Origin of the sequence: Bifidobacterium sp. UBA6881, assembly GCA_002451435.1 — a bacterium.
Lineage (GTDB): Bacteria > Actinomycetota > Actinomycetes > Actinomycetales > Bifidobacteriaceae > Bifidobacterium.
In genome coordinates this window covers 291-10,176 of sequence record DKCF01000067.1, presented here as the reverse complement: position 1 = coordinate 10,176, position 9,886 = coordinate 291, and the positions used below count along the sequence as shown (strand labels likewise).

Genomic DNA, 9,886 nt, shown 5'->3' with positions numbered 1-9,886 from the left:
CGCTCGCTGATCGTCAACCCGACCAAGGTGACGCATCGCGAGGTTCCCGCCGACTACTACGATGCCGCGGGCGTGAGCGACAACCTTATCCGGCTGTCGATCGGTTTGGAGAACGTCGATGATCTGATCGCCGATCTGGACCAGGCGATCGCCGGAGCGTACTGAGTTTTTGAATGACGCATCACACTGAACAGCGTGTCATGCCGAACATGATGCGGCGTGCGGAAAGGCGGTGCGTGGCGATGCTGCGCCGACATTTGGGCGGTCGTGCGGTCGTGCGCGGTCATATGTATGATTTACGTGATTCCGCATGACCATGCGGTCGCATGTTATGAATAGGGGGATTCGCCATGACGAATGACGCGACGATTGATTTCTACGGGGCCGATTGGTGCGGCGATTGCCGTCGTGCCAAGGCCGCTCTCGACCGATTCGGAGTCGCCTATGATCTTCATGACATCGAGCATGAGGATGGCGCTGCCGAGAAGGCCGTCGAGATCAGCGGGCAGAAGCACATCCCCGTGATTCGTTTCGCCGCCGATGGCTCGTGGCTGGTGGAGCCTTCCGCCACGCAGCTGGAGGCCAAGTGCAAGGAGCTTGGTTTGCTCTGATTCGTCAAGCTGGTGTATAAGGGGTGTTTGCCGTTCCATATTGTGAAATGGCAAACACCCATTTTCATATCGCAAACAGCTATAGCGAGTTATCAAACGGCTGATCGTAACGGGCGTATTTTCCGGAAAAGACGGCACGGAACGCGCTATAGCTTTTGCGTATATGTTCGGGCTTGAGATGCCGTCGTTCATGCTGTTAGCTGGATACCAACGAAAGAAGATACCGGCAACAACGTGAAGGGGATGGCATCGTGGTGCGTTTCGATACTCAACTGATTCATGGCGTCGATGTCAAAGACAACGACACCGGTGCGGTGAATCCGCCTATCTACAATTCATCGACCTTCGCCTTCAAATCCGTGGATGACGCTCCACGTTGGGACTACGCGCGCAGCGGCAATCCGACCCGTGAGTTCCTGGAACGGCAGATCGCGCAGCTTGAACACGGTGCCAGGGGATTCGCGTTCGCGTCGGGCCTTGCCGCGATTCACGCCGTGCTTTCGATTTTCGAACCGGGCGATCGGATCATCGTCGGCGATGACGTGTACGGCGGCACGTATTCCCAGATCAACGAGCATTTCCATCGTTGGGGAATTCTGTTCGACACGGTGAACACCGCCGATCTCGGTCAGGTGCGCGCCGCGTTCGAACGTGTCGAGGCGAATGGCGGGCATGCCAAAGCCATCTATTTCGAAGGACTGACGAATCCTCTGCTCAAGGTGAACGATGTCGAACGCATCGCCGCAATCGCACATGAGCACGGGTCGTTGGTGTTCGTAGACAACACGTTCGTCACACCGCTCAACCAACGGCCATTGGACCTTGGCGCCGATCTGGTGCTGCACTCCGCGACCAAATACCTCGCCGGGCACTCCGATGTGATCGCGGGATTGGCCGTCGTCAAGAACGAAGATCTCGGGAACCGCATCTACTTCGCGCTGAACCGTCTGGGCGGCATCCTACCTCCGTTGGAATCCGATCTGGTCCGTCGTGGACTGCAAACGTTGTCCGTAAGACTTGAACGGCAGCAACGGAACGCGTTGAAGGTGGCCCGATGGCTGGAATCGAATCCATTGGTCGACGCCGTGCACTATCCGGGGCTGGCATCGTCTCCATACCATGATGTCGCCACGCGCGTGCTTAACGGAACGGGAGGTGTGCTGAGCTTCGAAGTGCGCCAAGGCATCGATCCCGCGGACGTGCTGAACAATCTGCGTATCTTCCGTCTGGCGGTGTCTTTGGGAGCGGTGGAAAGCCTTGCGGAATATCCGGCGCGCATGACCCATTTCGAAGTGCCTCGGGAAAAGCGCCTTGCATTCGGCATCACCGATGAGCTGATCCGTCTCTCCATCGGCTTGGAGAACGTCGAGGACCTCATCGACGATCTGGACGGCGCCTTCGCCGTCGCCGTACGCAATGAGCATGCCGTTCGCTCCACCGCGGTCAAGGCCTGATGAAACGAAAGAATAGCCGATTATAGGCGATGCGTGGCGGCACAGTTCCTTCGCGGGCGAACGTCGTTGCCGACCGCTCGGCATCCCTGATAAGGTGGTTATGGACGTCGCGATGGTTGCGGCGCCGAAGAGAACACCAAAGAAGGGAATGGCATCATGACTGGTGTTACGGGTTTCATCATCGTGCTTCTTGTCATCGCATTCATCATCGCGTTCCTGTTTCTATCCACATTGTTCATCGTTCCTCAGCAGCAGGCCTACATCATCGAACGATTCGGCAAATTCAACAAGGTGCAGTTCGCGGGCATCCATATCAGGATTCCGTTCGTGGACCGCATCGCCATGAAAACCAATATGCGCGTCAACCAGCTCAACGTGCAGCTGGAGACCAAGACGCTCGACAACGTGTTCGTCACGGTCGTGGCGTCCACCCAGTTCCGTGTGAATCCCGAGAACGTGGCCACCGCATATTACGAGCTGCGCGATCCGGCCGGCCAGCTGCGCTCCTACATGGAGGACGCGCTGCGTTCGGCCATCCCCGCGTTGACGCTTGACGACGCGTTCGCCCGCAAGGACGATGTGGCGTTCGACGTGCAGAAAACCGTGGGCAACGAGATGGCCCGATTCGGTTTCACCGTGGTCAAGACCCTGATCACCGCCATCGATCCGAGCCCGCAGGTCAAGAATGCCATGGACTCCATCAACGCGGCGCAGCGTGAGAAGGAGGCCACGCGGCAGCGTGCCGAGGCGCAACGCATCCAGATCGAGACGCAGGCGGCCGCGGAGGCCGAGAAGACGCGGCTGCAGGGCGAGGGCCAGGCCAATTACCGTCGTGAGATCGCCAACGGCATCGTCGACCAGATCAAAAGCCTGCAGGCGGTCGGCATGAACATCGGCGATGTGAACAACGTGGTGTTGTTCAACCAGTACCTTGACGTGATGCGTTCCCTCGCCGAATCCGGCAACGCCAAAACCGTGGTGCTTCCCGCGTCCACGCCGGGTGGCTATCAGGACATGTACAACCAGATCGTGAACGCCGTGACGACGGCGAACGAGGCGAAAGAATCTTCGGATTCCGTACCGACGGCAAGGCATCGTCAATAGTTTCCATGATTCCATGGATTCCATGACGGCTGTCGAGTCATGACGTTCATCGGAAGATGCGAGTGCATGGAAGCCGTCTGAAGATGATCTGCCGCATGACGTGCGAATTGCATGCATCGCACGCCATGCGGTTTTCATACGCCGGATTGCGGCCGGCGTACTTGAAGCGAGACGCAAAAGGCCGATCCCTTTCCTGCGGAACCGCTGAATGTGTGACGGAGATGCGGTTCCGCAGGAAGGAATCGGCCTATATGCGAGCGTCGCCGTACCGCGACGCACGTCTGATGATCCGGGTCGATTCGGTGTCCGCTCAATCGGCTCGGTGATGTTGCGGAAACGGGTGACGTGGAGGAATCAGGCGGCCATGTCGACGGACTTTTCGCGCGTCGAAGCCGGCAGGTTCTCCGCGGCCTGGGACTCAATGGCACGAAGCCGCTTTTGCAGGTCCATCACCTTTTTCTCCAGCCAGCGGATGGTCATGGCCTGGGTGATGACCATCAGATCGCGCTGGTCGCTGTTCGTATCGTTCGCAAGCACCTGCGCCTCGCGCATGATCTGCGGATCCGACTTCCAACGCGCGATGGAACGTTCGATGCGCTTGCCTCCCACGATTTTCGGATCAAGACCAGCGCTGGCGAAAATGCTCGAAGGGCCATTGCCGCGCAGATACTGCGCCATGCAACGCACCTGGAAGTCACGGGAATAGGTGATCCGGTCTGCCGAAGCCCGTTCGACGGCGGGCAAAGTGTTCAGATAATACATTTCTGCTTGGGTGAAACGACGACGCATGATATCCCCCTTTACTTGATATGCGGACGGCGCCTCTGAAGTCATTCGCCGGTGTGGTGCGATGGCTCCATTGTATTTTTCCGTAGGATGCCAGCATGGTCCTCTGGCACGAAACGGAACGTTTGTGGCACGAAACAGGGCAATGCCGTCAAGAAGGCAACGGCATCCCATTCCGGTGCCCGGTATGTTCCCGGGTCCGCTGAACCGCTATTCGGAAAGCACCCGACGAATGCGATCGATGATCGCATCGCAGGTCAAACCGTACCGTTCGCAGAGCTCGTCCACCGGCACGCGGTCGGTGAATTCCTTGGACGCGCCAAAATTCAATACGCGCAAAGAGGAGAGCCTTCTGTCGGTGGCGTTCGCGTAGAAGGCGGTGACCTTCTCTCCCCAGCCGCCGTCCAGCTGGCCATCCTCCACGGTCACGACCAGCCGGTGTCCGTACGCCAGCATGGTGAGTGCCTCGTCGTCCAAGGAAGAATATTGCGGCGCCGTCGCGAGCGTGGCGTCCATGCCATGCTCGTCGGCCAATCGCCGAATGACCTGCGCGGCCAGCGGCACGGTGTTGCCAAGCCCGAGAACCGCGACATCCCTGCCCGGTTTCACGATCTCATAATGTGTGAACGGGCACGCACCACGGAGGCCGGACGCCGGCTCGTAATCCGCGGCGCGTTCGATCGGGTCATATGCCATGTCGGTGGCGCGTTCCAGAGCGAGCACGCGTTCGCCCGGCATGCGGATGGCCACGGTGCCATGGTCGGAAGGACCGGTCGCCCATGCGAGCATATCGAGCATCTGCGTGCCATTGGCGGGAGCCAGACACGTCAGATCCGGCACGTTCGCGAACATCGGCATGTCGAACGCGCCCGAATGCGTGTTGTCCGTGCCGGAGATGCCCGCGCCGAAAATCAGCAGCGTCGCGGGAACCCGGTTCAGCGACAGCTCCTGCTGCAACTGGTCGAACGTGCGCTGGAAGAACGTGGCGGAAGTGGCCAGAACCGGTCTGCCGCCAGCCTTCGCGATGCCCGCCGCGAAAGCCGCCGCATGCTCCTCGGCGATGCCGGTGTCGACGTAATGGCGGCCGGCGCGCTCACGGAAATCACGTGTGATGCCGTTCGAGCCCGGCGTCGCGGGGGAGATGACCACCAAACCGGGTTCCTTGGCGAACCGCGGTTCGAGGGAGGCCATGGCCATTTCGCCGTAATACTTCCGCGCGTCCAACGGCTTGTTGATTGAAACGTCCGGATTCTGCCAATGGTTCGCCTCGCACTGCCCCGCATGGGGTTGCGTGTTGGTCTGATTGCACCCGTCGGAGCCATGCTCCACGGGGCCTTCGGGCTCGAAACCCAGACCCTTGACGGTGTGCACGTGCAGCACGACCGGATGGTCGGTGTCTTTGACGCCGCGCAGCGCCTCCACCAGCGCATGCACGTCGTTGCCCTGCTCCACGTAACGGTAGTCAAGGCCGAACGCCTTGAAGATATTGGGCTCCGCGGTGCCGTTCGACGCGCGCAGACGTGCGAGCCCGCCGTACATGCCGCCGAAATCCTCGGCGATCGACATCTCGTTGTCGTTGATGATGATGATGAGGTTGCCGCCCTGCTGCGCGGCGTTGTTCAATCCTTCGAAGGCGATCGCGGAGCTTAGCGAACCGTCGCCGATGACGGCGATCACGTTGCCGATGTCGGCGTGCCCCGATACTTCGCATTGCATGTCACGGGTCTTCGCAAGGCCGCAGGCCAGGGAGATCGACGTGCCGGTATGGCCGAGCACGAAGGAATCGTGTTCGCTTTCCGCCGGATTGGTGAACCCCGTCACCTCTCCGAAACGGGATTCGTCCGTATACGCCCGCGCGCGGCCGGTGAGCATCTTGTGCACATAGCTTTGATGCGACACGTCGAACACGAAACGATCATGCGGGGAATCGAACACATGGTGCATGGCGACGGTGAGTTCGACCACGCCGAGATTCGAACCGATGTGACCTCCATGCAGATGACCGTAGGAAAGCAGGGTCTTGCGGATCTCCCCGCAGAGATCGTCAAGCTGCCGGTCGGAGAGGGCATGCACATCCGCCGGGGAATGTATCGAATCCAGTATGCCAGCGGTCATCGTGCGTGGAACCCCTTCCTTCTAAGCCCTGCAACTGCGAAATCCTATCTCACTGTATGCCCCTGGAAGGGTATTCGCGGGCAAATAACCGCAAAGTCTTCTCAACTGCGGCACAATAGAGGAGGGACACGCGCGGAACGCGCGCGAAAACGATGGAAAACGATACGACCGCAAAGGAGCGTGCATATGAAAGCCGTATACGCCGCAGGCGTGAATCATGACGACCCGCTGGGCGTCCTCGAAGTGGGCGACATGCCGGAGCCCGAAACCAAGCCGTTCTGGTCCACCATCCGGGTCAAGGCGGCGAGCGTGAACCACCACGACGTGTGGAGTCTGCAGGGCGTGGGCCTTGCCGCCGAGCAGACCCCGATGATCCTCGGCACCGACGCGGCCGGAATCCTGGAAGAGGACATCCCCGTGCGCAAAGGACTGAAAGCCGGCACGGAGGTGGTGCCGTACACCTTCGTCGGCACCGACGGCGCGGGCGTGATGCCGGGGGAGCGGCGCACGATCCTTTCCGAGAAATACGCGGGCACCATGGCGGAACGCACCCAGGTGCCCAGCGCCAACGTATTCGCCAAACCCGCCAACCTCACCATCGACGAGGCGGCGGCGCTCGGCACCAGCTGGCTGACCGCATACTCGCTGCTGTTCACCTCCGCGAACGTGAAACCGGGCGACACCGTCCTCATCCAAGGCGCGGGCGGCGGCGTCTCCACCGCGGCGATACAGCTCGCCCACGCCGCCGGACTGGAGGTGTTCGTCACCTCCCGCAGCGAAGACCGGCGCCGGCGTGCGATGGAGATCGGCGCGGACGCGGCATTCGAAACCGGATCGCGCCTGCCGCGCAAAGTCGACGCGGTCATCGAATCGGTGGGCGCGGCCACATGGAGCCACTCCGTCAAATCCGTGCGTCCGGGCGGCACCATCGCCATCTGCGGCGCCACCACAGGCGACCAGCCGGGTGCCGAACTCACCCGCATCTTCTTCCAGGACATCCGCGTGCAAGGCAACACCATGGGATCACGGGAGGACTTCGCACGGCTGCTCCGGTTCGTGGAACACGCCGACCTGCATCCCGTCATCGATTCCGTCTACGCGCTCGCAGATGCCCGCGCGGCGTTCGGCAGAATCGTCGACGGCGATGTTTTTGGAAAGGTCGTGCTGCACATCGAGCCGAGTGCGTAAAGTAAGCGGTGTTCTGGAATACATTCTCTTGAATTCTTTTCGGAGGTCCTTTGATGGCAGATAACAAGCCAGAAGTCGCAGTGATCATGGGGTCGGCGAGCGATTGGGAGACCATGAAGCATGCCTGCGAAGTGCTCGACAAATTCGAAGTGCCGTACATGAAGCAGGTGATTTCGGCCCACCGCACTCCGGAGCTCATGGGCGAGTTCGCGCACAGCGCGCGCGCCAACGGACTGAAGGTCATCATCGCGGGCGCCGGCGGCGCCGCGCATCTGCCGGGCATGGTGGCCGCCCAGACCACGCTGCCTGTCATCGGCGTGCCGGTCCGCTCCCATGCGCTGTCCGGCTGGGATTCGCTGCTGTCCATCGTGCAGATGCCCGGCGGCATTCCGGTCGCCACCACCGCGGTGGGCAACTCCGGTGCCACGAACGCCGGTCTGCTGGCCGTGAGCATTCTGAGCACCACCGACGAGCGTCTGGCGGACGCGCTGCAGGAATACCGCGACTCCTTGAAGAAGAAGGTGGCTGAATCCAATGCCCAGCTTGTCTGAGGAAACCAACGGCCGCATCGAACGTCTGATGCCGGGCGCCACCATCGGCATCGTCGGTGGTGGGCAACTCGGCCGCATGATGGCCCTGTCCGCACGCTACATGGGCTTCCGCATCGGCGTGCTCGATCCGACGCCGGATTGCCCGACCGCGCAGGTCGCCGACTTCCAAGTCACCGCCGAATACGACGACATCACCGCCATCCGCGAACTCGCCGAGAAATCCGACGTGCTCACCTACGAATTCGAGAACGTGGACGCCGACGCCATCGACGAGGTGCGCTCCCTCGCAGCCGCGCCGCAGGGCACCGACCTGCTGCGCGTCACGCAGGACCGCGTCCACGAAAAGCAGTTCATCAACGACCATGGCACGCCGACCGCTCCGTGGAAGGCCGTGAATAGCGTCGAGGAGGTCGACGAGGCTCTGGACGAGATTCACTATCCGGCGGTGCTCAAGACCCGTTCCGGCGGTTATGATGGCCACGGCCAGACGGTGCTGCGTTCCGATGCCGACTTGGAGAAGGTCCGTTCCCGCGCCGACCGCGGTGGCGGCTTCCCGCCGAGCATCCTCGAAGGATTCGTTGATTTCGCCTTCGAGGCGAGCATCCTCGTCGCCGGCAACGGCAAGGATTACGTGACGTTCCCGATCGTGCGCAACGAGCACCGCAACAACATCCTGCACATGACCATCGCTCCGGCGGAGGTCAGCGATGGGGTCGCGAAGGAGGCCCACGAACTCGCGTTGCGTCTGGCGAAGGGCTTCGAATTGGCCGGCATCCTGGCCATCGAGCTGTTCATCACCAAGGACGACAAGGTGATCGTCAACGAACTGGCCCCGCGCCCGCACAATTCCGGCCACTACACCATCGAGGCGTGCTCGTTCGACCAGTTCGACGCGCATATCCGCGGCATCGCCGGATGGCCGCTCGAACAGCCGCAGCTGCTCAAGCCCGCCGTCATGGTCAACGTGCTCGGCCAGCATGTGGCGCCGACCCGTGCGCTGATCGCCGACCATCCCGAATGGAACGTGCACGATTATTGCAAGGCCGAGGTGCGCCACGACCGCAAGATGGGGCATATCACGGTGCTGACCGACGACACCGCCAAAACCGTGGCCGATCTTGAGGCGACGGGATGTTGGGACGATCTGAGGAAGTCCTGAGGGGCGCCGATATAGCTGATATATAAGGTCTGATATATAAAGGTGTATCAGGTAATTTCAGATTGATGACGTATGCGCATCCGGATGTGGAGTTCGGATGCGCATATTGCAATGGCCCGTGGATGGGCAGATTGGCGGATTGACGGCGTGGAGCGGAACACCAAGCAGAAGGAACTCATTCATGACGCGCTCAAGGCGAGCAGCGAATTCATCTCCGCGCAGAATCTGCATCGCCGGCTTGAGGACGAGGGCGTGAAGGTCGGACTCGCCACCGTGTACCGTCAGCTGAACGCTCTGGCCGACGCGGGCGAGGCCGATACCGTGCGCATGGACGGGCAGCAGCTGTTCCGCCTGTGCGGCGATGACGGGCACCACCATCATCTGGTGTGCACGCGGTGCGGCAAAACGGTGGAGATCGAATCGCCGTCCGAATCCTGGCTGCGAGGCATCTCGCGCAAATACGGATTCACCATCGAACGGCACACGCTGGAAGTGTTCGGATTGTGCCCGGAATGCCAGAAGAAGGCCGCGCTTGGCGAGGAATCGGCGTCCCGCTCCATCTGACGATTCAGTGGATTCGGCGACATGCCGTCTTGCCGTGGGGTGCGATCCGTCGCATGGCAAGACGGAATGGCGACCAAGACGACGAATGGTGCGCATCCAAACATCATGGATGCGCACCATTCTTGTGTGTTCTGTTTTCCGCGCGGATCTTCAGAACGGGTCGTTCCGCGCCGCTTCAGATGTTTGCGATCAGTGGGCCAGCATCTCCGTGGCCACCTCATCGGCGCTCATCGAAGCGGGGTAGTAGGTCGGCCAGTTGTCCATCTCCTTGAGGGTCTCCGCCTGCGAGTCTCCCGAGAAGATGTGGAAGTGCGCGGCCTTGCCCGGGGCTATGCCGTGGTCGGAGAACTGCAC

At 61.1% G+C, this 9,886-nt stretch carries 11 protein-coding genes; 8 read left to right on the top strand and 3 right to left on the bottom strand.

The genetic code is table 11. The features are described from left to right. The 4 genes from B3C64_RS04940 to B3C64_RS04925 form a co-directional block, all read left to right on the top strand. Positions 1-165: PLP-dependent transferase (locus B3C64_RS04940; RefSeq protein WP_291534155.1), on the top strand; the 165-nt coding region annotated here is incomplete at its 5' end. Positions 166-350: 185 nt separating this feature from the next. Then, the gene (locus B3C64_RS04935) at positions 351-611 is read left to right on the top strand and encodes a mycoredoxin (RefSeq protein WP_291534146.1); all 261 of its coding nucleotides are present in this window, start codon (positions 351-353) and stop codon (positions 609-611) included. A 251-nt stretch (positions 612-862) separates the two neighbouring features. Beyond that, positions 863-2,065: a trans-sulfuration enzyme family protein gene (locus B3C64_RS04930; RefSeq protein WP_291534145.1), complete on the top strand. Its 1,203-nt coding sequence runs from the start codon at positions 863-865 to the stop codon at positions 2,063-2,065. A 156-nt stretch (positions 2,066-2,221) separates the two neighbouring features. Further along, a complete protein-coding gene (locus B3C64_RS04925; protein ID WP_291534144.1) occupies positions 2,222-3,169 on the top strand; it encodes an SPFH domain-containing protein in 948 nt (315 codons plus the stop codon). A gap of 354 nt (positions 3,170-3,523) precedes the next feature. Here B3C64_RS04925 and B3C64_RS04920 read toward each other — a convergent pair whose 3' ends face one another. Then, entirely contained in the window at positions 3,524-3,958 is a 435-nt protein-coding gene (locus B3C64_RS04920) for a transposase (RefSeq protein ID WP_291534143.1), read from the bottom strand. 207 nt (positions 3,959-4,165) lie between these two features. Beyond that, the gene (locus B3C64_RS04915) at positions 4,166-6,070 is read right to left on the bottom strand and encodes a 1-deoxy-D-xylulose-5-phosphate synthase (RefSeq protein WP_291534141.1); all 1,905 of its coding nucleotides are present in this window, start codon (positions 6,068-6,070) and stop codon (positions 4,166-4,168) included. 186 nt (positions 6,071-6,256) lie between these two features. Here B3C64_RS04915 and B3C64_RS04910 point away from each other — a divergent pair, with 186 nt between their 5' ends. From B3C64_RS04910 to B3C64_RS04895, 4 genes are all read left to right on the top strand, one after another. Continuing rightward, complete coding sequence (locus B3C64_RS04910) at positions 6,257-7,258, top strand: zinc-binding dehydrogenase (RefSeq protein ID WP_291534139.1); 1,002 nt, start codon at positions 6,257-6,259, stop codon at positions 7,256-7,258. A 53-nt stretch (positions 7,259-7,311) separates the two neighbouring features. Then, positions 7,312-7,809 (top strand): 5-(carboxyamino)imidazole ribonucleotide mutase, encoded by a 498-nt coding sequence (gene purE, locus B3C64_RS04905; RefSeq protein ID WP_291534137.1) that lies wholly within the window; start codon positions 7,312-7,314, stop codon positions 7,807-7,809. Next, positions 7,793-8,968, top strand: coding sequence for a 5-(carboxyamino)imidazole ribonucleotide synthase (gene purK / locus B3C64_RS04900; RefSeq protein WP_291534136.1), 1,176 nt, complete (start codon positions 7,793-7,795; stop codon positions 8,966-8,968). The genes purE and purK overlap by 17 nt, the downstream gene beginning before the upstream one ends. A gap of 111 nt (positions 8,969-9,079) precedes the next feature. Continuing rightward, positions 9,080-9,532 (top strand): Fur family transcriptional regulator, encoded by a 453-nt coding sequence (locus B3C64_RS04895; protein WP_291534134.1) that lies wholly within the window; start codon positions 9,080-9,082, stop codon positions 9,530-9,532. A 189-nt stretch (positions 9,533-9,721) separates the two neighbouring features. Here B3C64_RS04895 and B3C64_RS04890 read toward each other — a convergent pair whose 3' ends face one another. Continuing rightward, entirely contained in the window at positions 9,722-9,886 is a 165-nt protein-coding gene (locus B3C64_RS04890; protein ID WP_291534154.1) for a ZinT/AdcA family metal-binding protein, read from the bottom strand.